The following is a 21,389-nucleotide window of genomic DNA, read 5'->3' on the forward strand; positions in this document are numbered from 1 at the left end:
GCCGCGTCGCTGCTCGGCGGTTGCGCCAGCGTGCGCACGCTGGACGCGGCCAAGCCCGGCGCGCCGCTGATCTACGCCGGCACGCGGCTGGACTGGTATGAATTGCACGGGGGTTGCTGCCCGAACGAGCGTTTCGGCGCCGAGGCCCCGCGCCATGCGGCGCTCGACCTGCCGGCCAGCGCGCTGCTCGACACCCTGTTGCTGCCGTTCGCCGTGGCCACCGAGCTGGGCGTCGGCCTGGGCGTGCGCGGCGGCAACTGACGCCGCGGGCGTTGCCCGTCGCCACGCGTTGCGCGCCGCTCGGGCGGCGATGAAGTGACCAGACCCTAGAGCGGCGTCAGCAGCGGTTCGCCGGCGAAATGGCGGTGGACGTTCTCGATGAACTGGGTCAGCGACTGCGCCACCGCCTGCGGCGAGTTTCCGCCCAGGTGCGGGCAGAGGATGACGTTGTCCAGGGCGACCAGCTCCTGGGGTGGCAGGGGCTCGCTTTCGTAGACGTCCAGCGCCGCGCCGCGAATGACCTTGCGCTGCAGCGCATCGGCCAGCGCGGCGGTATCCACCACGCTGCCGCGGCCGACGTTGACCAGATAGCCCGCATGGCCCAGCGCCTCGAGCATCTCGCGGCCGACCAGGTGATGGGTCGCCGCGCCGCCCGGAATCGCCACCACCAGGCAATCGGCCCAGCGCGCCAGCGCCAGCGGACTGTCGAAGTAGCGGTATGGGCTGGCGTCTTTCGGTGTGCGGTTGTGGTAGCCGACGGACATCTCGAAGGCCAGTGCGCGCGTGGCGATCCGCTCGCCGATGGCGCCGAGGCCGAGGATGCCGACGCGCTTGCCGCTGACGCCGTCCTGCTCCGGTAGCTGCGTGCGCCAGACCCCGGCGCGGCAGGCGATGTCGAGGTTGCGCAGGTCGCGGATCGCCGCCAGCAGCAGGGCCATGGCGTGATCGGCGACGCTGGCGGCGTTGCTGCCGGCGCCATTGCACAGGGCGATGCCGCGCTGGCGCGCGGCCTGCAGGTCGATGTTCTCGTAGCCCACGCCCAGCGCCGAAACCAGCTGCAGCGCCGGCAGGCGGGCGATTTCCTCACCCACCAGACCCACCGCGCCGGTGGTCAGCACCACCTGGATCGAGGCGGCGTGGTCGGCGATGGCCGTGCGTCGGCTCTCCGCATCGGGCGCGTAGTGGCAGGCGAAATGCTCGGCGAGTCGCGCCAGGGTGCGGGGCGGGGAGGGGCAGAGGATCAGCAGGCAGGGCTTCACGTGAAGTACCTCCAGGGTTGGATGGGGGCCGCCCTCAGGCGAGGCTGGCCTCCTGGCAGACATCCACCCACTCTGCGTCGGTGAGTTCGGCGATGCGTCGGGGCGCCAGGCGCACCGCGCTGTGGGTGGCGCCGGCGGCCGGCACCACTTCGTCGAACGCCTGCAGCGACACGTCGCAATACACCGGCAGCGGCGTCGCCAGGCCGAACGGGCAGACGCCGCCGACCGGGTGGCCGGTCAGCGCCACCACGCTCTCGGCATCGAGCATCTTGGCCTTGCCGCCGAAGGTTTCCTTGATCTTGCGGTTGTCGATGCGCGCGTCGCCGCGGGCCACCACCAGCAGGTTGCGTGCGCCGACGCGGAAAGCCAGGGTTTTGGCGATCATTCCCGGTTCGACGCCGTGCGCGGCGGCGGCCAGGGCGACGGTGGCGGTGCTGTCGTCGAGTTCGATGACGGTGAGGTCGGGCGCCTTTTCGGCGAAGAAGGCGCGGACGGACTCCAGGCTCATGCAGCTGCTCCCTTGGCGAAAAACGCCACCTTGGCGCTCCGCGCCGGCTCCGTCAATCGCCCGAGGCGGGCGGTTCAGCGGCCGAGGCGGCGCAGGTCGTCGGACTCGACGATCCGCGCGCCGGGCTGTTCCTCCAGCGCCAGGCGCCACAGCGCGCGGGCCAGCACCGTGGCTTCTATGCCCTGCCATTTGCCCGGCAGCACCCGGCTGAGCGGTGCCGCCAGGCGTTCGCCGAGGCGGAATTCCTGGCGCGCGCCGAGCAGCATCGAGGGGCGGGCGAGGGTCAGTTGAGGCCAGTCCTGGGCAAGCAGCGCCGCTTCGGTCTCGCCTTTCACGCGGTTGTAGAACACCGACGACTGCGCATCGGCGCCGATCGCGCTGATCACCAGCAGGTGTCGCGCGCCCAGTGCCCGGGCGCGCTCCGCGAAGGCGAGAACCAGCTCATGGTCGACCGCGCTGAAGGCCTCCTGCGAACCGGCCTGCTTGATCGTCGTACCGAGGCAGCAGAAGGCAGTGTCGACCGGCCCTTCGAGGCGCGGCAGCAGCGCGGCGAGTTCGCCGACCGGGTTGTGCAGGCGCGGATGCTCGGCCAGCGGGCGTCGGGTCGGTGCCAGCACGCACTCCACGGTCGGCTCGTCGAGCAGGCGGTCGAGCAGGTGTTCGCCGGTCAGGCCGGTCGCGCCGGCGATGAGGATGCGCTGCGGTGTCAGGTACATGTTCGCCTCCGGTGACAGCGGCGCGGTGCGCCCACTCCTGTTTCTTCAGAGTTTGCCAGTGGCTGCTTTGTTCTGGGCCGCGCGATAGCGATTCCAGCGATCGAGCACCGCCTTGGGTGCCCAGATCTGCGGCTCGGAGGCCTCGAAGTGCTCGGCGAGCTCGCGTTCGGCGACTCTCGCCTTGGCGATCTCGAAGGCCTTGGCGAGGTCGTCGGTCTGCTGCAGCGCCTCGCCGAACAGCGCGCGGCCGAAGTAGGTGAAGTCGGCTTCCTCCGAGCAGCCGAAGGACACCCGGTCGGCGCGGGCGGCGGTGATGATCAGGGTCTTGTCGTCCTTCAGCGGGGGGATGAAACCACCGGAATAGCAGGCAGAGACCACCAGCACCTTGTAGCGGTCCTTGAGCGGGCGCAGCAGTTCGGCCAGCGAGGTGGCGGAGAGGTCCGCCAGGTTCAGGCGCGGCACGTCGAGGCTCAGACGGTGGTCGGCCGAGCCGTGGCTGGTCAGGTAGATGAACAGCAGGTCTTCCGGTCCGCTGCGCTTGGCCAGCGTATTCAGGCTGCGAGCGAGGCTCTCGCGGGTGGCCAGCGGGCGGTCGGCGAGGTGATCGCGGTGGTTGGCCAGGGTCACCACGCCGCGCGCGCCGAAGCGCTTGCCGAGCAGGTCGGCGACGTAGTCCGCCTCGCGCAGGAACACGCTCTGCTTGCCGTCGCCGGCCAGGGTCAGTGAGTACAGTTCGCTGGCCGGGGTCGACGCGGGTATCGCCGCGAGGGCTTCGCCGAGCAGCCGGCCCTGTTCCAGCAGGCCGACGTCCAGCGGGTCCGGCAGCGCCTTGCCCTGTTCGTCGCGGATGCGTTGGCCGGCTTGCCAGGAACCCTTGCGGGTGCTGCCGTCGGCCAGCGTCAGCACGCCGGGGCCATCGTAGGCGCCCTGCTTGAAGCCTCCTTCGTAGACGCTGCCATCGGCCAGTTGCAGGCGGCCCTCGCCGTCGTACTGCCAGTCCTTGAACTGGCCCAGGTAGCGGCTGCCGTCGGTGCCACGGAATTCGCCCTGGCCGGTCAGCTGGCCGTGGACGAACTGGCCGAGCCAGGTGTCGCCGTCGCTGGAATAGCTGCCCTGGCCGTGGAAGTCGCCATCCTCGAAGGCGCCGCCGTATTCCTCGCCGTGCGCGCCGCGGTAATGCCCCGCACCGTTGAGTTCACCGTCGCGGAACACACCCGACCAGCTTTCGCCGTTCTGCTCCAGGGTGCCCTGGCCCTGCATCTTGCCCTTGTCGAAGAGACCTTCGTAGCGGCTTCCGTCGGCGTAGGTGAAGGTGCCCTTGCCGTGGTACTGGCCGAGGTGGAACTCGCCGACGTAGGTTTCCCCGCCGGCGCCGTGCCAACTGCCCTGGCCCTCGAACTGGCCGTCCTTGAAGTTGCCTTCGTAGTAGCTGCCGTTGGCGTAGTCGATGCGCCCCGGCCCCTGCAGCAGGCCGTTCACCAGCTCGCCGCGGTAGCGCCCGCCATCCGGCAACTGTGCAGTCGGCGATTTCATCGGCTCGCCCTCGCCGCAGGCGGCGAGCAGGAGGATCAGCAGGGCGGGTAGAACTGGGCGCATGAAGAGGGTCCGGTCTGGCAACAGGCCCTAGTATGCCGCAGCGGGGCGGGCGACGCGCGGCGCACCCGTGGCAGGGTGCGCCGGGGCCCGTTCAGACGAAGCAGAGGCTCAGCGGCTCGGCGATGTAGGCGGGTTTTTCCTGGCCTTCGATCTCCATCACCGCGCGTGCCTTGAGCAGCCATTGGCCGGGGTTCTTCTCATAGGCATCGGTCAGGCTCAGTCCCAGGCGCACCCGGGAGCCGACCTTGACCGGCTGGATGAAGCGCAGGCTGTCGAGGCCGTAGTTCACCGCCATTTTCAACCCTTCGGGGAGGATCATCCGGTCCTCCATGAGCATCGGCATCAGCGACAGCGAAAGGAAACCGTGGGCGATGGTGCTGCCGAACGGTGTCTGCCCGGCCTTCTCCGGGTCGACGTGGATGAACTGGTGGTCGCCGGTGCATTCGGCGAACTGGTCGATGCGCGTCTGGTCGACTTCCAGCCAGTCGGAATGACCGAGGTCCTTGCCGATGTGGTCCTTGAGTTGTGCGACGGGTACGAATGACATGTGTCCTCCAGGGGCTCTTGTTGTTGTCGAGGTCGCAGATCAGCACGCACCCGGTGGACGGTCAAGCTCGCATGGCCTCGGCGAATGGCGCGTCATAGGGCAGCGGGGGAATGCCTATAATGAGCGCCTCGAGCCCTTGGAGAATCCGATGCTGCTACGCGGCCTTACCTGGCTGGTGCTGTTCCAGATGCTTGGCACCGCGCTGAACGTGCTGTTCCTGTCCATGCTACCCGGCCCGATAATCGGCCTGGTGCTGCTGTTCCTCTTCATGCTCGCCCGCGGCGAGGTGGGCGAACCGCTGAGCGTCGCCGCCAGCAGTCTGCTGCGCTACCTGCCGCTGATCCTGGTGGTGCCGGCGGTGGGCGTGATGGTTTACGCACGCGAAATCGCCGCGGACTTCTGGGCGATCATCGGCGCGCTGGGCCTTTCGCTGGTGATCTCGCTGTGCTTCGCCGGCTGGCTGATGGAGAAGCTCATCCGCCGCCAGGGCCGTGCCCGGGAGGACGCATGAACGTCAACTGGCTGGGCGCCTGGCAGGCGCTGATCCACCATCCGCTGTTCGGCGTCGGCATCACCCTGGCGGTGTATCAGCTCGCCCTGGCAGCCTACGAACGCAGCCGCTGGGTGATGCTGCAGCCGGTGCTGGTGTCGATGGTCGGAATCATCGCCATCCTGCTGGCCTGCGGTCTGAGTTACGCCGAGTACCGCAAGAGCACCGAGACCATGACCGTCCTGCTCGGGCCGGCGACCGTGGCGCTGGCGGTGCCGCTGTTCCTCAACCTGCGGCGCATTCGCCTGCTGTTCTGGCCGATCGTCATCACCCTGGCGGTGGCCGGCGTGTTCGCCACCGCGTGCGGCGTGGCGCTCGCCTGGTTGTTCGGTGCGGAGCGGCAGATCCTGATGACCCTCGCGCCGAAGTCGGTGACATCGCCCATCGCCATGCTGGTCGCCGAGCAGATCGGCGGCGTAGCGGCGCTGGCGGCGGTGTTCGTGATGATCACCGGCGTGATCGGCGCGATCGTCGGCCCTTCGCTGCTGCGCCTGGTCGGGGTGCGCAGCGCCGCTGCCCAGGGCATGGCGCTGGGCCTTACCGCGCATGCCGTGGGCACCGCGCGGGCGTTGCAGGAAAGCGACGAAGCCGGCGCCTTCGCTGCGCTGGGGATGAGCCTGATGGGTGTGGCCAGCGCGGTGTTCCTGCCGCTGGCCGTGGCGATAGTGAGCTGAGGTACCGATGAACCTTCCCCTGTTCCCCCTTTCCACCGTGCTGTTTCCGGGCTGCCAGCTCGACCTGCAGTTCTTCGAGGCGCGCTACCTGGACATGCTCAGCCGCTGCCTGAGGCAGGATTCCGAGTTCGGCGTGGTGTGCATCATCGAAGGCGAGGAGGTCGGGCAGGCCGCCAGCCGCTTCGCCGACATCGGCTGCGCGGCGGCCATCCGCGACTGGCAGCAGCGTACCAACGGGCTGCTCGGCATCCGTGTCGAGGGCACGCGACGCTTCCGCGTGCTGAGTTCGCAGGTGCAGCGCGACCAATCGACCATCGCCGAAGTGGAGTGGCTCGACGAGCCGCCGGAACAACCGCTGCTCGCCGAGCACGCAGACCTCGCGGCGCTGCTCGAGGCGCTGGCCGAGCATCCGCTGGTCGCCGCGCTGGGCATGGGCGGCGTGGCCGGGGGGCAGCAGGCGCTGGCCAATCAACTGGGCTACCTATTGCCGTTCACCGAAGAGGCCAAACTGGAGCTGCTGGCGATCGGCGATCCGCCGCAACGCCTGGAGCGCATCCAGCAGCTGCTCGAGCAATTGCAGGGCGAAGACTGAGCCGGGCGGCCTTCAGTAGCGGTACATCTGCACGGCGGTCGGCAGCGCCCAGGTGGCAACGCCGCCGAGCAGCGCGATGCAGGCCGGCAGGATCAGCCACCAGGCGCGCGGCGACAGCGCGCCGAGCGGCTCGCGCCACTGCACCGCGGCCAGGCTGGCAGCGCACAGTGCGCTGGCGAGCATCGCGCCGGCCAGGACGTCCGTGGGCCAGTGCACCCCCAGGTACACCCGCGACATCGCGATCGCCAGCGCCGGCAGGCAGGCCATCACCATCCACGCCAGGCGCAGACGCGCCGGTTGCCCGCGACCGGCGAGGGTGCCCAGCACCAGGAAGAAAGCGAACGCCGCCGAACTGTGGCCGCTGGGAAAGCTGTAGGTGTGCAGCGGTTCGAGCAGCACTTCGGGACGGGTGCGGGCGAACAGGTGCTTCAGCAGACCGTTGAGCAGCGCCGTGCCGAGCAGTGTTCCGCTGGCGAACAGCAGGGCGCGCCACTGACGTGCGATCGCCAGCAGCGCGCAGAGCAGCACCCCGGCGAACAGCTGGGTCTTGAAGTCGCCGAGCCGGGTGATCAGCACCATCAGGTGGTCGAGGTGCGGCGCACGCTCGTCCTGCATCACCGCCAGCAGGCCGTTGTCCAGCGCCTGCAGGTGCGGCATGCCGAGGAACAGGCCGATCAGGATCGCCGCGCTCAGCGCCGTCGCCAGGTACGGTGTGCGGCGCTGGTGGTGCAGGCTTTGCTGCGCGCAGAGGCCGATCAGCACCGCGAAGGCTGCGGCGACCACGCCGGCCTGGGACCAGAAACCTTCCGGCAGCGGCAGGCGCAACGCGGCGCCGGTCGCCCAGCCCGGCATCAGGTAGGCGATCGCCCAGCCGGCCGCCGCCACCAGGCTGACCAGGATGAAGCGCGGCATCGGCATGTCGAGCATCCCGGCGATCATCGGCAGCATCGGTCGCAGCGGGCCGATGAATCGGCCGACCAACAGGCTGGCGATGCCGTACTTGTGGAAATAGCTCTCCGCGCCGGTCATCCATTCCGGGTGGTGACGCAGCACCGGCAGACGCCGGATGTTCTGGTGGAAGCGCCGGCCGAGGGCGTAGGACAGCGCATCGCCGAGCAGGCCGCCGGCGTAGCCGAGCAGCAGCGTCTGCCACAGGGTCAGGGCGCCGCCACCGGCGGCCACCGCCACGGCGAACATCAGCACCGTGCCGGGCACGATGATCCCGGCGATCGCCAGGCACTCGACGCAGGCAATGACGAAGATCGCCAGGCCGAGCCATTCCGGATTCTGCGTCAGCCAGCCGCTGAGGCTTTCGAGCCATTGGCTCATCGATCGAACTCCTGTGTCTGCAGCAGATGGTAGTCGCGACCTTCGAGCTGTCCGCGGCGCAACGGGTTCCGTGTGCAGTGGCGCGCGTGCGCGGCGTCGACGAAGCGGTAGGCGAGGTGCTCGTCGCGGCCGGGCGGAATGCCCAGGCGCGTCGTCTGGATGATCTGCACCGGGCGCTCGCCGACGTCGTCGACGAAGAAGCGCTGCACGTCGAAGCGCCGCGCGTTCCATTCGCTCACCTTGAGCCCAAGCGCCCGGCATAGCAGGGTCTGCCCGGCGCACAGGCGTTCCGCTGCGCGCGGGCCGCCATTCGCGGCAGGGCTGTTGAGCAGCATGCGTTGCAGGCTGGCGGGACCGGAAACGGCGTCCAGCCAGGGATGCGCGGACTTGATCAGGACCGCGTTGCCGGCGCCGGCGACGCTCATGTTCAGGCTGTCGCCGCCGCGTGCGTAGTACATGTAGAGGTGCCCGGCGTCCATGAACAGCGCGCGCCGCGAGGGGCTCTGGCCAAGCGAGGCATGGCTGCCTTTCTCGTCCAGGTAATAGGCCTCGGTCTCGATGATCCGCGCCGCCAGCCAGAGCCCGTCGACCCGGTGCCGCAGCACCTTGCCCAGCAGGTCGCGGGCCACCTGCTGCGCGTCGCGGTCGAAGAATGCGTCCGCCAGCGGCCGCGCGCCGGGCCAGGGTGGCTCGCAGTGGAAGGGATCGGTCATAGGGGGCTTCGAAGGTTGGGCTGGCCGCAGCATATCAAAAGGCCTTTTCGCCCATGCGGCGGGCGGCGCGGCGAAAAGGTGTCGGGAAATTACCTCCGCGGCCGCCCTGGCCTGCGTGCGTTCGCCATCTGCCGGGCGCCGCTGGGCGTGGGCGCCCGTGACCGCTATAATCAGCCGTTTTCCAAGACTGCCAGGCCGCCGAGATGACCGAGTCCGTGCACGATTACATGATCCGTCTGGGCCGCGCCGCACGCGCCGCCTCGCGGGTGGCCGCGCGCGCCAGCACTGCGCAGAAGAACCGCGCGTTGCAGGCCGCCGCCGGCGCGCTGGATGCCTCCCGCGCCGAATTGACCGAAGCCAACGAGCTGGACCTGGCCGCCGCCCGCGCCAACGGCCTGGAACCGGCCATGGTCGACCGCCTGGCGCTGACTCCGGCGGTCATCGACAGCATGATCGAAGGCCTGCGCCAGGTGGCCACGCTGCCCGATCCGATCGGTGAGATCCGCGACATGCGCTACCTGCCCTCCGGCATCCAGGTCGGCAAGATGCGCGTGCCGCTGGGGGTGATAGGGATCATCTACGAGTCGCGGCCTAACGTGACCATCGACGCCGCCAGCCTGTGCCTGAAATCCGGCAACGCGACCATCCTGCGCGGCGGTTCCGAGGCGATCCATTCCAACCAGGCGATCGCCCGCTGCATCCAGCAGGGCCTGGCCGAAGCCGACCTGCCGGCGGCGCTGGTGCAGGTGGTGGAAACCACCGACCGCGAGGCGGTCGGCGCGCTGATCAGCATGCCGGAGTTCGTCGACGTCATCGTGCCGCGGGGCGGCAAGGGCCTGATCGAGCGCATCAGCCGTGACGCCAAGGTGCCGGTGATCAAGCACCTGGACGGCGTCTGCCACGTCTACATCGACGTCGCCGCCGATCTCGACAAGGCGATCCGCGTCGCCGACAACGCCAAGACCCAGCGCTATTCGCCGTGCAATGCCATGGAAACCCTGCTGGTGCACGCCGACATCGCCGCCCGCGTGCTGCCGCCGCTCGCCGCGATCTACCGTGACAAGGGCGTCGAGCTGCGTGGCGATGCGGCGACCCGCGCGCTGCTCGGCAGCGACGTGCTGGAAGCCAGCGAGGATGACTGGTTCGCCGAATACAACGCCGCGATCCTGGCGATCCGCATCGTCGATTCGCTGGAAGCGGCCATCGAGCACATCAACCATTACGGCTCGCAGCACACCGATGCGATCGTCACCGAGAACTTCAGCGATGCGCGGCGCTTCCTCACCGAGGTGGATTCCAGCTCGGTGATGGTCAACGCCTCGACGCGCTTCGCCGACGGTTTCGAGTACGGCCTCGGCGCGGAGATCGGGATTTCCACCGACAAGCTGCACGCCCGCGGCCCGGTCGGTCTGGAAGGCCTGACCAGCGAGAAATACGTCGTTTTCGGCGACGGTCACGTGCGCACTTGATCGGCTCTTCGCCGACCCCGCGGCGTATCGGGATTCTCGGCGGAACCTTCGATCCGGTGCACATCGGCCACCTGCGTGGCGCGCTGGAAATGGTCGAGCAGTTCGCCCTCGACGAATTGCGCCTGATTCCGGCGGCGCGCCCGCCGCATCGCGATCAGCCGCAGACCAGCGCTGAGGACCGTCTGGCGATGGTGCGCAGCGCGGTGGCCGGGGTGGCGCCGCTGACGGTGGACGACCGCGAGCTCAGGCGCGACAAGCCGTCTTACACCATCGATACCCTAGAGTCGTTGCGCGCCGAACTGGCCGTACACGACCAGCTGTTCCTGATCCTGGGCTGGGATGCCTTCTGCGGCCTGCCGGGCTGGCATCGCTGGAGCGAACTGCTCGAGCACTGCCACATCCTGGTGTTGCAGCGTCCGGATGCCGACAGCGAGCCGTCGCAGGAACTGCGCGATCTGCTCGCCGCGCGCAGCATCAGCGATCCGCAGGCGCTGGACGGGCCCGGCGGCAAGATCGCCATCGTCTGGCAGACGCCCTTGCAGGTGTCCGCCACGCAGATCCGTCAATTGCTGGCCAGCGGCCGCTCGGTGCGCTACCTGGTGCCGGATGCGGTGCTGGCCTATATCCAGGCGCACGGGCTTTACCCGGCGTCTCACTGAACTTGAGGTAGTTGCTTTGCAGAATGAAGAACTGGTCCAGCTGGCGGTCGCCGCCCTGGAAGACATGAAGGCCAAGGACATCACCGTGATCGATGTGCGCGGCAAGACCAGTGTCACCGATTTCATGGTGATCGCCAGCGGCACCTCCAGCCGCCACGTCAAATCACTGGCCGACAACGTGCTGGAGAAGGTCAAGGAACAGGGCGTGCGGCCGATTGGCAGCGAAGGCCTGGACAGCGGCGAATGGGCCCTGCTCGACCTCGGCGACGTGGTCGTGCATGCCATGCAGGTCGCTACCCGGCAGTTCTACGACCTCGAACGCCTGTGGCAGGGCGCCGAGCAGAGCCGCGCGCAGCACGGCGGGACCCAGGGCTACGAGCCGCCGGACTTCGACAAGGAGTAACCCGCGGCCGTGCGCATCAAGCTGATCGCTGTCGGGTCGCGCATGCCGCGCTGGGTGGAGGAGGGCTGGCAGGAATATGCCAAGCGCATGCCCGCCGAGCTGGCCGTCGACCTGGTGGAAATCCCGCTCAATACCCGCGGCAAGAACGCCGACGTGGCGCGCCTGATCCGTCAGGAGGGCGAAGCCATGCTCGCCAAGGTGCAGCCCGGCGAGCGCATCGTCACCCTCGAAGTCGAAGGCAAGCCGTGGAGCACCGGGCAACTGGCCCGGGAGCTGGAGCGCTGGCGGCTGGATTCGCGCACGGTCAACCTCATGGTGGGCGGTCCGGAAGGGCTGGCGCCGGAAGTCTGTGCGCGCAGTGAACAGCGCTGGTCGCTGTCGCCGCTGACGTTGCCGCATCCGCTGGTGCGCATCCTCGTCGGCGAGCAGCTCTATCGCGCCTGGACGGTCATCTCCGGCCACCCGTACCACAAGTAGCAGTCCGAACATGCCGCAGCCGATTCGCCTCAAGGACCACGAAAAAGACGCCAGTCTGGTGCGTCGGCGGGTGATCGTCGGCGCGGTGGTGGTGGTCCTGCTGACCCTGACGCTGGTGGCGCGGCTGTATTACCTGCAGGTGATCCAGTACGACTACCACTCGACGCTGTCGGAGAACAACCGCGTCCACGTCCAGCCGATCCCGCCGACCCGCGGGCTGATCTACGACCGCAACGGCGTGATCGTCGCCGACAACCGTCCCAGCTTCAGCCTCACGGTGACGCGCGAGCGCACCGGCGACTGGCAGTCGGTGCTCGACACCATCGTCGAGGTGCTGCAGCTCAGCGAAGAGGACCGGGCAATCTTCGAGAAGCGCATGAAGCAGGGGCGTCGGCCGTTCGAGCCGGTGCCGATCCTGTTCGAGCTGTCCGAGGAGCAGATTGCCCGCATCGCCGTGAACCAGTTCCGCCTGCCCGGCGTGGAAGTGGTGGCGCAACTGGTCCGGCATTACCCGCAGGGCGAGCATTTCGCGCATTCGGTGGGGTATGTCGGGCGGATCAACGAGGCCGAGCTCAAGCGCCTCGATCCGGTCAACTACAGCGGCACCCACCACATCGGCAAGACCGGCATCGAGCGCTTCTACGAGAATGAGCTGCACGGCCAGGTCGGCTACGAAGAGGTCGAGACCAACGCCCGCGGTCGCGTGCTGCGGGTGCTCAAGCGTACCGATCCGACGCCCGGCAAGGACATCCACCTGACCCTCGACATCAAGCTGCAGGAAGCCGCCGAGGCGGCGCTGGGCGGGCGGCGCGGCGCGGTGGTGGCGATCGATCCGGCCAACGGCGACGTGTTGGCGATGGTGAGCCAGCCGAGCTTCGACCCCAACCTGTTCGTCACCGGCATCGGCTTCAACGCCTACGCCGCGCTGCGCGACTCCGAGGACCGTCCGCTGTTCAACCGCGTGCTGCGCGGCCAGTACCCGCCGGGGTCGACGATCAAGCCGGCGGTGGCGGTCTCGGGGCTCGAGGCCGGGGTGATCACGCCGGATACGCGGGTGTTCGATCCGGGCTATTACCAGTTGCCCAACTACGACCACAAATACCGCAACTGGAACCACAGCGGAGACGGCTGGCTGAGCCTGGAAACCGCGATCATGCGCTCCAACGACACCTACTTCTACGAGCTCGCCCACCGCATGGGCATCGATCGTCTGCACGACTACCTGAGCCGCTTCGGTATCGGCAGGAAGGTCTCGCTGGACATGTTCGAGGAGGCCGAAGGGCTGATGCCGTCGCGCGAATGGAAGCGCGCGCGCTACCGCCAGGCGTGGTTCCCGGGGGAAACGCTGATCCTCGGCATCGGCCAGGGCTACATGCAGGCGACCCCGCTGCAACTGGCGCAGACCGCGGCGCTGCTGGCCAACCACGGCAAGTGGATTCGCCCGCACTTGGCGAAGACCATCGAGGACCAGCCGCCGGTGGACGAGAACCCGATACCCGACATCCTGGTGCGCGATCCGAAGTTCTGGGACTACGCGCGCAACGGCATGGTCCAGGTGATGCACGGCGCCCGCGGCACCGCGCGCCGGGTCGGCGAGACGGCGACCTATCACATCGCCGGCAAGAGCGGCACGGCTCAGGTGGTGGCGATCCGTCAGGGCGAGAAGTACGACCGCAACAAGCTGCAGGAGCGCCACCGCGACCACGCCCTGTTCATCGGTTTCGCGCCGGCGGAGAAGCCGCGCATCGCCGTGTCGGTGATGATCGAGAACGGCGAGTCCGGTTCCGGCGTCGCCGCGCCGGTGGTCAAGCAGGTGATGGACGCCTGGCTGCTCGGCGCCGATGGCCAGCTGAAACCCGAATACGTGCCGAACGCGCCTCTGGAGAACCTCGATGGGCAACGGTAACTTCGACCGCACGCTGTCCGATCAGGACGTGATGCGCCGGCGCGCGACGCTGCTACAACGCCTGCACGTCGACGGCATCCTGCTTACCCTGCTGCTGGTCCTGGCGTCGGGCAGCCTTTTCGTTCTCTATTCGGCCAGTGGTCGCGACTGGGACCTGCTGATCAAGCAGGCCAGCTCTTTCGGTCTCGGCCTGCTGGGCATGGTGGTGATCGCCCAGTTCGAGCCGCGCTTCCTCGCCCGCTGGGTGCCGCCGGCCTACGTGGTGGGCGTCAGCCTGCTGGTGGTGGTGGACGTGATGGGCCACAACGCCATGGGCGCGACCCGCTGGATCAACATCCCCGGGGTGATCCGCTTCCAGCCCGCCGAATTCATGAAGATCATCATGCCGGCGACCATCGCCTGGTACATGTCCAAGCGCAGCCTGCCGCCGCGGCTGAAACATCTGGCGATAAGCCTGTTGTTGATCGGTATCCCCTTCGTGCTGATCATCCGCCAGCCGGACCTCGGCACGTCGCTGCTGGTCCTGGCGTCGGGGGCCTTCGTGCTGTTTATCGGCGGTTTGCGCTGGCGCTGGATCATCGGCGCGGTGGCCGCGGTGATTCCAGTAGCGGTGGCGATGTGGTTCTTCGTCATGCACGACTACCAGAAGCAACGGGTACTGACGTTCCTCGATCCGGAGAGCGATCCGCTGGGCACCGGCTGGAACATCATCCAGTCGAAGGCGGCGATCGGTTCCGGCGGCGTGTTCGGCAAGGGCTGGCTGCTCGGCACCCAGTCGCACCTGGATTTTTTGCCGGAAAGTCACACGGACTTTATCATTGCCGTCCTCGGCGAGGAGTTCGGCCTGGTTGGCGTTTGCCTGCTGCTGCTGATCTACTTGCTGCTGATCGGCCGCGGCCTGGTGATCACCGCTCAGGCCCAGACGCTGTTCGGCAAGCTGCTGGCGGGCAGCCTGACCATGACGTTCTTCGTCTACGTATTCGTCAACATCGGCATGGTCAGCGGGCTGTTGCCGGTGGTGGGAGTTCCGCTCCCCTTCATCAGTTATGGCGGAACTTCGCTGGTGACCCTGCTGTCAGGGTTCGGGGTTTTGATGTCGATCCACACCCACCGCAAGTGGATCGCACAGGTTTGATAAGAGTGAAGAATTCAATGCAGGTATTGCGCGGCTGGGCTGCTCGTAACTCACGTTTGATCGGTCTGGCTGGCAGCCTGGGGGTGATCGCTCCGGTGCAGGCGGGTGACTACGACGCGTCACAGCCGGTGGCCGACTTCGTGACCAGCATGACCCGCGACTACGGGTTCGCCAGCGAACAGCTGACCACGCTGTTCCATGAAGTGGAGCGCAAGCAGGCGATCCTCGACGCCATCTCGCGGCCGGCCGAGAAGGTCAAGCCGTGGAAGGACTACCGGCCGATCTTCATCACCGATGCGCGCGTCGCCCAGGGCCTGGACTTCTGGCGCCAGCACGAAGACGCGCTCGCCCGCGCCGAGCAGGAATACGGCGTGCCGGCGCAGATCATCGTGGCGATCATCGGCGTGGAGACCTTCTACGGGCGCAACACCGGCAACTACCGGGTGATCGACGCCCTGTCGACGCTGTGCTTCGACTATCCGCCGCGCGCGCCTTTCTTCTGCCAGCAGCTCAAGGAGTTCCTCCTGCTGTCGCGCGAAGAACAGGTCGACCCGCTCACCGTGAAGGGTTCCTACGCCGGCGCCATGGGCCTGCCGCAGTTCATGCCCGGCAGCTTCCGCGCCTACGCGGTCGACTTCGACAATGACGGCCATATCGACATCTGGGGCAACCCGGTGGACGCCATCGGCAGTGTGGCCAGCTACTTCAAGCGGCACGGCTGGACGCCGGGCGAACCGGTGGTGAGCCTGGCGACCACTCGGGGCGAGCGGGTGGACGAAGGCCTTACCGAAGGCCTCGATCCGGTGAAGAACGTTGGCGAACTGCGCGCCCTCGGCTGGGCCAGCAGCACTGCGCTGCGCGATGACATCCCGGTCACCGCCTTCCGTCTGGATGGCGAAAATGGCGCCGAATACTGGATGGGCTTGCCCAACTTCTTCGTCATCACCCGCTACAATCGCAGCGTGATGTACTCCATGGCGGTTTATCAATTGTCCGATCTGCTGGTCAAAGCCCGAGGCAACAAGTGATGCCACAGCGCCCGTTCCGCCTGGCGATGCTCAGCGCCCTGGCGCTGCTGATGGTCAGCTGCTCCAGCAGTCGCGCGCCGCAGTCGCCGTCGAGCGGCGCCGTTGTCGGAGGCCCCGGCGACTACAACCGTCCGCACCGCGACGGCGCGCCCTGGTGGGACGTCGACGTCTCGCAGATTCCCGACGCCGTGCCGATGCCCAACTACGGCCCGGTGAAGGCCAATCCCTACACCGTGCTCGGCAAGACCTATTACCCGCTCAACGAAAGCCGCCGCTACCAGGCGGTCGGCACCGCGTCTTGGTACGGCACCAAGTTCCACGGCCAGGCCACCGCCAACGGCGAGAAGTACGACCTTTACGGGATGAGCGCGGCGCACAAGACACTGCCACTGCCCAGCTACGTGCGGGTGACCAACCTGGACAACGGCAAGAGCGTGGTGCTGCGGGTCAACGACCGCGGACCGTTCTATTCCGACCGGATCATCGACCTGTCCTTCGCCGCAGCGAAGAAGCTCGGCTACGCCGAAACCGGCACCGCGCGGGTCAAGGTCGAAGGCATCGACCCGGCCGAATGGTGGGCCAAGCAGGGCCGACCGGTGCCGATGATGCTCGCCCAGCCGCAAATGGCCACGGCGGCGCCCGTCGCCCGCACTCCGGCGCAGGTCGCCACGCAGCCGGTCGAGCAGTACACCCCGCCGCCCCAGCAACACGCCGCCGCCGTCCTGCCCGTGCAGATCGACGCAAAAAAAAACGCTTCGCTCGCAGCCTCTGGCCTGTATCTCCAGGTGGGCGCCTTCGCCAATCCGGACGCTGCGGAGCTTCTCAAGGAGAAGCTGAGTACGGTGGTGACTGCACCGGTGTTCATCAGCTCGATAGCGCGCAACCAGCAGATACTGCATCGCGTGCGTCTGGGGCCGATCGACACTCAGGGTGAGGCCGAACAAGTACAGAGCAGCGTGCGGCTGGCGAAGCTCGGCCAGCCCACCCTGGTCCGCCCGGACTGAGGGCACCGCCCGCACAGGGCATCCGCAGGACGCGGAACAGGCGACCGACGTCCAGGCGACGGTCGCGATTTCCAGCAAACACATCAGAGAGTCGGATGAATATCACCAGCTTTGCGCAACGCCTGCTTGTCTCGTTTCTGCTCGTCGCCACGCCGGCCGCCTGGGCCGCCGATCAGGCGATCCCCGCGCCGCCGCAACTCGCCGCCAAGGCCTACGTGCTGATGGACGGCGCCAGCGGCCAGGTGCTGATCGAGAACAACGGCGACGAACGCCTGCCTCCGGCGAGCCTGACCAAGTTGATGACCGCCTACATCGCCACCAACGAGATCCAGGCCGGGCGCATCGGCGAGAGCGACATGGTCACCGTCAGCGAGCACGCCTGGCGCACCGGCGGTTCGCGGATGTTCATCCAGGTCGGCACCCAGGTGTCGGTCAGCGACCTGCTGCACGGCATCATCATCCAGTCCGGCAACGACGCCAGCGTGGCCATCGCCGAGCACATCGCCGGCAGCGAAGACGCCTTCGCCGACATGATGAACACCACCGCGCAGAAGCTCGGCATGACCAACAGCCACTTCATGGATGCCACCGGCCTGCCCAATCCGGACCACTATTCCTCGGCCCGCGACATGGCGATCCTGGCGCGCGCGATCATCTACGGCGAGCCGACCCACTACGCGATCTACGCGCAGAAGGAATTCTTCTGGAACAACATCAAGCAGCCCAACCGCAACCTGCTGCTGTGGCGCGACAAGACCGTCGACGGCTTGAAGACCGGCCATACCGAAGAAGCCGGCTACTGCCTGGTGGCGTCGGCCCTGCGTGACGGCCAGCGGATGATCGCCGTGGTCTTCGGCACCGCCAGCGAGCAGGCGCGAGCCGCCGAGACGCAGAAGCTGCTGACCTATGGCTTCCGGTTCTTCGAGACCCAGACCTTCTACCAGAAGGGGGCCGAGCTGGCCAAAGCGCCGGTCTGGAAAGGCACCACCCGCGAAGTGCGTGCCGGGCTCGCCGAGGACCTGTCGATGACCCTGCCGCGCGGTCAGATCAAGGCGCTGCAGGCCAGCATGACGCTCAACCCGCAGCTGGTCGCCCCGATCGCCAAGGGCGACGTGATTGGTAAGGTCGAAGTCAAACTGCAGGACAAGGTCGTCCATAGCGCCGACCTGATCGCCCTCGAGGCGGTCGAGGAAGGGGGTATCTTCCGCCGCCTGTGGGACAGCATCCGCCTGTTCTTCTACGGTTTGTTCAACTGACCTTCCGCTGGCGGCGGCCCTGATCCGGTGCCGCCGCCTCCCGGATCACGAGCCCGCGTGCGTCCCATGACCGAAGAAACTCAAGCCCCGAAAATCGAATTCCCCAGCGAGCGCTATCCGATCAAGGTGATCGGCGACGCCCATGAAAGCTTCGTCGACATGGTCATCGAAGTGATCCAGCGTCACGCCCCGGACCTCGATGCCTCCACCGTGGTGAAGCGCGACAGCCGCAACGGCCGCTTCCTCTCGGTGCAGGTGCTGATCACCGCCACCGGCATCGAACAGCTGCAGGCCATCAACGTCGACCTGCGTGCCACTGGCTTTGTGCACATGGTGATCTAGTGGCACCCGCCGAACTCGTGGTGCGTCATCTCGGGCTGGCGGAGTATCTGCCGACCCTGGAGGTCATGCGCCGCCTGACCGCCGAGCGCGACGCAACCACGCCCGACGAGATCTGGCTGCTGCAGCATCCCCGCGTGTTCACCCAGGGCCAGGCCGGCAAGGCCGAGCACCTGCTGGCTCCGGGCGAAATTCCCGTGGTCCAGGTCGATCGCGGCGGTCAGGTCACCTACCACGGTCCCGGCCAGCTGGTGGCCTACCTGATGCTGGACCTGCGTCGGCTCGGGCTGGGGGTGCGGGAGCTGGTCACGGCGATGGAGCAGAGCCTGGTGGAGCTGCTGGCCGGCTATGCCATCGACGCGGCGCCCAAGGCGGATGCGCCCGGCGTCTACGTCGCCGGCGACAAGATCGCCTCGCTGGGGCTGCGTGTCAGTCGTGGCTGTTCCTTCCACGGCCTGGCGCTCAACGTGGACATGGACATGTCGCCGTTCGGCCGGATCAATCCTTGCGGTTACGCCGGGTTGAAGATGGTCCAGCTCAGCGATCTGCTGGAGACGCCACCGGCGCTGGACGAGGTGGCGCAACGTCTGGAGCGGATTCTGCGCCGGCGCCTGGGCTACGTTCGTTAGGCCGGCGATACGGCTTCAGGCGGCCTCGTGGCCGCCCTTTGCGAAGAAAGAAATTTCCTGAACGATGCGAACACCCCGGATTGCCGCGGGGTGTCTTGCGTGGGCGCGATTCAGTTCAGGTTGAGCGCGGGGATCAGGCCGGTGACCAGCGGCTGGCCCGGAACCGGGACGGGCGCGGCGAGGCCCAGGTTGTTCTTCTCGAACACCCGGTCGGCGCGGTAGCTGGAGCGCACCAGCGGGCCGGCGGCGACTTCCATGAAGCCTTTTTCCAGGCCGATTTCGCGCAAGCGGTTGAATTCCTCCGGGCTCACCCAGCGCTTCACCGACAGGTGATTGCGGGTCGGCTGCAGGTACTGGCCGAGGGTCAGGATGTCCACGCCGATGGCGCGCAGGTCGTCCATGGTCGCCAGCACTTCCTCGTCCGTCTCGCCCAGGCCAAGCATCAGGCTGGTCTTGGTGAGGACTTCGGGACGGTGGCGCTTGGCGTGTTCCAGCGCGCGCAGGGTCTTCGCGTAGCCGGCGCGTGGGTCGCGCACTTCATGGGTCAGCCGCTCGACCGTTTCGACGTTCTGCGCGAACACTTCCAGCCCGGAATCGACCACCCGTTCGATGGCCTGCAGGTCGCCGTCGAAGTCCGGTGTCAGCGCCTCCACCACCACCTGCGGGGTGCGCTCCTTGATGGCGCGCACGCAGGCGGCGTAGTGGCCGGCGCCGCCGTCGTCGAGGTCGTCACGGTCCACCGAGGTCAGCACGATGTAGCGCAGCGCCATCAGTTCGACCGATTTGGCGGTGTTCTGAGGTTCTTCCTCGTCCAGCCAGCCGTTGGGGTTGCCGGTGTCCACGGCGCAGAAGCGGCAGGCGCGGGTGCACACGGAACCCATCAGCATGATGGTGGCGGTGCCGTTGGACCAGCATTCGCCCATGTTCGGGCAGTGCGATTCCTGGCACACGGTGCTCAGCCGATGCTCGCCGACATTGCGCTTCACCGCCTCGAAACGGCTGCCGCTGGGCGCCTTGACCCGCAGCCACGAAGGCTTGGGTTCGTGCACCTGGGGCTGCGCCGAGGCGCGGCGCTTCTGGCCATCCTTGATCGCGGTGATGCCCTGAGCGGTGCGGAACTTTTCGCCGCTGGCGACGGGTTTTGACGAGTCTATGTCGGACATCGGAACTGGCTCCGTGAGAGGCTCCGTTGGCAGCCGCAGGGGCAAATGGGGGAGGCGAAGTGTATCACAGGGGCGCGCCGCCGAGCCTGGGTGCCCGGCGGCTTGCGGCGATCAGCGGCCTTCGCGCAACTGCTTGATCAGTTCCTGGCTCGGGTAGCCGTCTGCTGGCCAGCCCAGCGACTGCTGGTAGGCGCGGATCGCCTTGCGGGTGTTGGCACCGATGATGCTGTCCGCTGCGCCCGGCTCGTAGCCGCGCGCGCTCAGACGCTCCTGCAGTTCGATGCGCTCGCTGCGGCTCAGCGGAAGATCGTCGCGCGGCCACTCGCCAATAACCTTTCCGGCGCCCTGGAAGCGCTCGGAAAGCAGGCCGATGGCCAGTGCGTAGGAAGACGAGTTGTTGTACTTGAGGATCGCGCGGAAGTTGCTCAGCACCAGGAACGCCGGGCCACGATGACCGGCCGGCAGCAGCAGCGAAGCGCTTTCGTCGGCCAACTGGCCCGGAAGCACCGGCGGCGCGATGCCCAACCCTTGCCATTCGCGTAGGGGTTTGCGGATGTCGGCATCGGCCAGGGCGTAGTCGAAGCCCTTGGGCAGCGTTACTTCGAAGCCCCAGGGCAGCCCGTGGCGCCAGCCGGAAGCCTGCAGGTAGTGGGCGGTAGAGGCCAGCGCGTCGGCCGAGGAGTCCCAGATGTCGCGACGCCCGTCGCCGTCGAAGTCCACGGCGTGGGTGTCGTAGGTGGTCGGGATGAACTGGGTCTGGCCCATCGCACCAGCCCAGGAACCGATCATCCGCTCCGGCTTCACGTCACCGTGCTGGAGAATCTGCAGTGCGGCGATCAGCTGGCTCTGGGCGAAGCCCGGACGACGGCCTTCGTACGCCAGGGTCGCCAGCGAACGGATCACCGAGCGGCTGCCCATAATCTGGCCGAAGTTGCTTTCCATGCCCCATACCGCGACCAGCGTCTGCGGCTCGACGCCATAGCGCTGCTCGATGCTGGCGAGCAGGGCGGCGTTCTGCTGGATCAGCGCCTTGCCCTTGGCGACGCGCTGGGCGGACAGCGCGCCGTCGAGGTACTCCCAGACCGGCCGGGTGAATTCGGGCTGGCTGCGGTCGGCGTCGATCACGGCCTGGTCGGGGGTCACGCCGCTGAAGGCAAGGTCGAAGACCTCGGCGCGGATGCCCGCCTTCAGTGCTTGACTGCGGAACCCGTCGCGCCATTGCTCGAAGCTGATGCTCGGCTCGGCCGCAGGCGGAGCGTCGGGGCTGAAGGGCGCGGTGGTGGCGGGCGGCGTGGCGGATGGCGTGGGGGCGGCTTGCGGGGGGTTATCCGCGCAGGCGGAAAGGAAAGCCAGGGTGGCGCCCGTGAGCAGGGTACGAGTCAGCTCGGGTGCTTTGGGATAGGGCATGAAATCGAGGGTCTCGGTCGGTATCAGTGC

24 protein-coding genes are annotated in these 21,389 nt (G+C 67.7%); 15 read left to right on the forward strand and 9 right to left on the reverse strand.

From position 1 onward, the window contains the following. Positions 1-9 precede the first annotated feature (9 nt). Positions 10-261, forward strand: a complete 252-nt coding sequence (locus B2X67_RS16110) for a YceK/YidQ family lipoprotein (RefSeq protein WP_286786126.1) — start codon at positions 10-12, stop codon at positions 259-261. 65 nt (positions 262-326) lie between these two features. Here B2X67_RS16110 and B2X67_RS16115 read toward each other — a convergent pair whose 3' ends face one another. From B2X67_RS16115 to B2X67_RS16135, 5 genes are all read right to left on the reverse strand, one after another. Beyond that, positions 327-1,259, reverse strand: a complete 933-nt coding sequence (locus B2X67_RS16115) for a 2-hydroxyacid dehydrogenase (protein ID WP_286786103.1) — start codon at positions 1,257-1,259, stop codon at positions 327-329. Positions 1,260-1,293: 34 nt separating this feature from the next. Further along, positions 1,294-1,767, reverse strand: coding sequence for a YbaK/EbsC family protein (locus B2X67_RS16120; protein WP_282344690.1), 474 nt, complete (start codon positions 1,765-1,767; stop codon positions 1,294-1,296). A gap of 74 nt (positions 1,768-1,841) precedes the next feature. Further along, positions 1,842-2,483, reverse strand: coding sequence for an oxidoreductase (locus tag B2X67_RS16125; RefSeq protein ID WP_282344691.1), 642 nt, complete (start codon positions 2,481-2,483; stop codon positions 1,842-1,844). Between the two features lie 45 nt (positions 2,484-2,528). Then, the gene (locus B2X67_RS16130) at positions 2,529-4,079 is read right to left on the reverse strand and encodes a C13 family peptidase (protein WP_286786104.1); all 1,551 of its coding nucleotides are present in this window, start codon (positions 4,077-4,079) and stop codon (positions 2,529-2,531) included. Between the two features lie 91 nt (positions 4,080-4,170). Continuing rightward, entirely contained in the window at positions 4,171-4,626 is a 456-nt protein-coding gene (locus B2X67_RS16135) for a MaoC family dehydratase (RefSeq protein WP_286786105.1), read from the reverse strand. A gap of 148 nt (positions 4,627-4,774) precedes the next feature. Here B2X67_RS16135 and B2X67_RS16140 point away from each other — a divergent pair, with 148 nt between their 5' ends. From B2X67_RS16140 to B2X67_RS16150, 3 genes are read left to right on the forward strand one after another with little or no spacing between them, the layout of a single operon-like run. Further along, a complete protein-coding gene (locus tag B2X67_RS16140; protein ID WP_282344697.1) occupies positions 4,775-5,137 on the forward strand; it encodes a CidA/LrgA family protein in 363 nt (120 codons plus the stop codon). Next, positions 5,134-5,850, forward strand: a complete 717-nt coding sequence (locus tag B2X67_RS16145) for an LrgB family protein (RefSeq protein WP_282344699.1) — start codon at positions 5,134-5,136, stop codon at positions 5,848-5,850. The genes B2X67_RS16140 and B2X67_RS16145 overlap by 4 nt, the downstream gene beginning before the upstream one ends. A gap of 7 nt (positions 5,851-5,857) precedes the next feature. After that, positions 5,858-6,442 carry an LON peptidase substrate-binding domain-containing protein gene (locus B2X67_RS16150; RefSeq protein WP_286786106.1) on the forward strand — a complete coding sequence of 195 codons (585 nt, stop codon included), beginning with the start codon at positions 5,858-5,860 and terminating at the stop codon, positions 6,440-6,442. 12 nt (positions 6,443-6,454) lie between these two features. Here B2X67_RS16150 and B2X67_RS16155 read toward each other — a convergent pair whose 3' ends face one another. Both B2X67_RS16155 and B2X67_RS16160 read right to left on the reverse strand, forming a co-directional pair. Continuing rightward, positions 6,455-7,771 carry a bifunctional DedA family/phosphatase PAP2 family protein gene (locus B2X67_RS16155; RefSeq protein ID WP_286786107.1) on the reverse strand — a complete coding sequence of 439 codons (1,317 nt, stop codon included), beginning with the start codon at positions 7,769-7,771 and terminating at the stop codon, positions 6,455-6,457. After that, positions 7,768-8,484 (reverse strand): DNA-3-methyladenine glycosylase, encoded by a 717-nt coding sequence (locus B2X67_RS16160; protein WP_286786108.1) that lies wholly within the window; start codon positions 8,482-8,484, stop codon positions 7,768-7,770. The genes B2X67_RS16155 and B2X67_RS16160 overlap by 4 nt, the downstream gene beginning before the upstream one ends. Before the next feature lie 203 nt (positions 8,485-8,687). Between B2X67_RS16160 and B2X67_RS16165 the strand changes: the two genes are divergently transcribed. The 11 genes from B2X67_RS16165 to lipB all read left to right on the forward strand — a co-directional run bounded on the left by B2X67_RS16165 (position 8,688) and on the right by lipB (position 18,789). After that, complete coding sequence (locus tag B2X67_RS16165; RefSeq protein ID WP_286786109.1) at positions 8,688-9,953, forward strand: glutamate-5-semialdehyde dehydrogenase; 1,266 nt, start codon at positions 8,688-8,690, stop codon at positions 9,951-9,953. Next, a complete protein-coding gene (nadD, locus tag B2X67_RS16170) occupies positions 9,953-10,612 on the forward strand; it encodes a nicotinate-nucleotide adenylyltransferase (protein ID WP_286786127.1) in 660 nt (219 codons plus the stop codon). Before B2X67_RS16165 ends, nadD begins: the two co-directional genes overlap by 1 nt. Positions 10,613-10,628: 16 nt before the next feature. Continuing rightward, positions 10,629-11,015: a ribosome silencing factor gene (gene rsfS / locus B2X67_RS16175; protein ID WP_090225946.1), complete on the forward strand. Its 387-nt coding sequence runs from the start codon at positions 10,629-10,631 to the stop codon at positions 11,013-11,015. Between the two features lie 9 nt (positions 11,016-11,024). Beyond that, positions 11,025-11,492, forward strand: a complete 468-nt coding sequence (rlmH, locus tag B2X67_RS16180; RefSeq protein ID WP_090225949.1) for a 23S rRNA (pseudouridine(1915)-N(3))-methyltransferase RlmH — start codon at positions 11,025-11,027, stop codon at positions 11,490-11,492. Between the two features lie 10 nt (positions 11,493-11,502). Continuing rightward, positions 11,503-13,398: a penicillin-binding protein 2 gene (gene mrdA, locus B2X67_RS16185; RefSeq protein ID WP_282344380.1), complete on the forward strand. Its 1,896-nt coding sequence runs from the start codon at positions 11,503-11,505 to the stop codon at positions 13,396-13,398. Positions 13,399-13,429: 31 nt separating this feature from the next. After that, positions 13,430-14,533, forward strand: coding sequence for a rod shape-determining protein RodA (rodA, locus tag B2X67_RS16190; RefSeq protein ID WP_282344401.1), 1,104 nt, complete (start codon positions 13,430-13,432; stop codon positions 14,531-14,533). Between the two features lie 17 nt (positions 14,534-14,550). Then, a complete protein-coding gene (gene mltB / locus B2X67_RS16195) occupies positions 14,551-15,561 on the forward strand; it encodes a lytic murein transglycosylase B (protein WP_286786110.1) in 1,011 nt (336 codons plus the stop codon). Next, positions 15,561-16,565, forward strand: coding sequence for a septal ring lytic transglycosylase RlpA family protein (locus B2X67_RS16200; protein ID WP_282344384.1), 1,005 nt, complete (start codon positions 15,561-15,563; stop codon positions 16,563-16,565). Before mltB ends, B2X67_RS16200 begins: the two co-directional genes overlap by 1 nt. 95 nt (positions 16,566-16,660) lie before the next feature. Next, positions 16,661-17,821, forward strand: coding sequence for a D-alanyl-D-alanine carboxypeptidase family protein (locus B2X67_RS16205; protein ID WP_282344386.1), 1,161 nt, complete (start codon positions 16,661-16,663; stop codon positions 17,819-17,821). Positions 17,822-17,887: 66 nt separating this feature from the next. Next, positions 17,888-18,163 carry a DUF493 domain-containing protein gene (locus tag B2X67_RS16210; RefSeq protein ID WP_286786111.1) on the forward strand — a complete coding sequence of 92 codons (276 nt, stop codon included), beginning with the start codon at positions 17,888-17,890 and terminating at the stop codon, positions 18,161-18,163. Beyond that, positions 18,163-18,789, forward strand: a complete 627-nt coding sequence (gene lipB / locus B2X67_RS16215; RefSeq protein ID WP_286786112.1) for a lipoyl(octanoyl) transferase LipB — start codon at positions 18,163-18,165, stop codon at positions 18,787-18,789. Before B2X67_RS16210 ends, lipB begins: the two co-directional genes overlap by 1 nt. Before the next feature lie 110 nt (positions 18,790-18,899). Here lipB and lipA read toward each other — a convergent pair whose 3' ends face one another. Together lipA and B2X67_RS16225 are read right to left on the reverse strand one after the other, a co-directional pair. Then, complete coding sequence (lipA, locus tag B2X67_RS16220; RefSeq protein ID WP_286786113.1) at positions 18,900-19,952, reverse strand: lipoyl synthase; 1,053 nt, start codon at positions 19,950-19,952, stop codon at positions 18,900-18,902. 111 nt (positions 19,953-20,063) lie between these two features. Further along, positions 20,064-21,359 carry a lytic murein transglycosylase gene (locus B2X67_RS16225; RefSeq protein WP_286786114.1) on the reverse strand — a complete coding sequence of 432 codons (1,296 nt, stop codon included), beginning with the start codon at positions 21,357-21,359 and terminating at the stop codon, positions 20,064-20,066. Positions 21,360-21,389: the final 30 nt, after the last annotated feature.

It is taken from the genome of Pseudomonas sp. UBA3153 (assembly GCF_002364635.1).
Classification (GTDB): Bacteria; Pseudomonadota; Gammaproteobacteria; order Pseudomonadales; family Pseudomonadaceae; genus Pseudomonas_O; species Pseudomonas_O kuykendallii.

Excerpts from the sequence above, each read along its gene's own strand:
- B2X67_RS16120 (WP_282344690.1), bottom strand. The coding sequence starts at position 1,767 with ATGAGCCTGGAGTCCGTCCGCGCCTTCTTCGCCGAAAAGGCGCCCGAC.
- B2X67_RS16125 (WP_282344691.1), bottom strand. The coding sequence starts at position 2,483 with ATGTACCTGACACCGCAGCGCATCCTCATCGCCGGCGCGACCGGCCTG.
- B2X67_RS16130 (WP_286786104.1), bottom strand. The coding sequence starts at position 4,079 with ATGCGCCCAGTTCTACCCGCCCTGCTGATCCTCCTGCTCGCCGCCTGC.
- B2X67_RS16135 (WP_286786105.1), bottom strand. The coding sequence starts at position 4,626 with ATGTCATTCGTACCCGTCGCACAACTCAAGGACCACATCGGCAAGGAC.
- B2X67_RS16140 (WP_282344697.1), top strand. The coding sequence starts at position 4,775 with ATGCTGCTACGCGGCCTTACCTGGCTGGTGCTGTTCCAGATGCTTGGC.
- B2X67_RS16145 (WP_282344699.1), top strand. The coding sequence starts at position 5,134 with ATGAACGTCAACTGGCTGGGCGCCTGGCAGGCGCTGATCCACCATCCG.
- B2X67_RS16150 (WP_286786106.1), top strand. The coding sequence starts at position 5,858 with ATGAACCTTCCCCTGTTCCCCCTTTCCACCGTGCTGTTTCCGGGCTGC.
- B2X67_RS16155 (WP_286786107.1), bottom strand. The coding sequence starts at position 7,771 with ATGAGCCAATGGCTCGAAAGCCTCAGCGGCTGGCTGACGCAGAATCCG.
- B2X67_RS16160 (WP_286786108.1), bottom strand. The coding sequence starts at position 8,484 with ATGACCGATCCCTTCCACTGCGAGCCACCCTGGCCCGGCGCGCGGCCG.
- B2X67_RS16165 (WP_286786109.1), top strand. The coding sequence starts at position 8,688 with ATGACCGAGTCCGTGCACGATTACATGATCCGTCTGGGCCGCGCCGCA.
- mrdA (WP_282344380.1), top strand. The coding sequence starts at position 11,503 with ATGCCGCAGCCGATTCGCCTCAAGGACCACGAAAAAGACGCCAGTCTG.
- rodA (WP_282344401.1), top strand. The coding sequence starts at position 13,430 with ATGCGCCGGCGCGCGACGCTGCTACAACGCCTGCACGTCGACGGCATC.
- mltB (WP_286786110.1), top strand. The coding sequence starts at position 14,551 with ATGCAGGTATTGCGCGGCTGGGCTGCTCGTAACTCACGTTTGATCGGT.
- B2X67_RS16200 (WP_282344384.1), top strand. The coding sequence starts at position 15,561 with ATGCCACAGCGCCCGTTCCGCCTGGCGATGCTCAGCGCCCTGGCGCTG.
- B2X67_RS16205 (WP_282344386.1), top strand. The coding sequence starts at position 16,661 with ATGAATATCACCAGCTTTGCGCAACGCCTGCTTGTCTCGTTTCTGCTC.
- B2X67_RS16210 (WP_286786111.1), top strand. The coding sequence starts at position 17,888 with ATGACCGAAGAAACTCAAGCCCCGAAAATCGAATTCCCCAGCGAGCGC.
- lipA (WP_286786113.1), bottom strand. The coding sequence starts at position 19,952 with ATGTCCGACATAGACTCGTCAAAACCCGTCGCCAGCGGCGAAAAGTTC.
- B2X67_RS16225 (WP_286786114.1), bottom strand. The coding sequence starts at position 21,359 with ATGCCCTATCCCAAAGCACCCGAGCTGACTCGTACCCTGCTCACGGGC.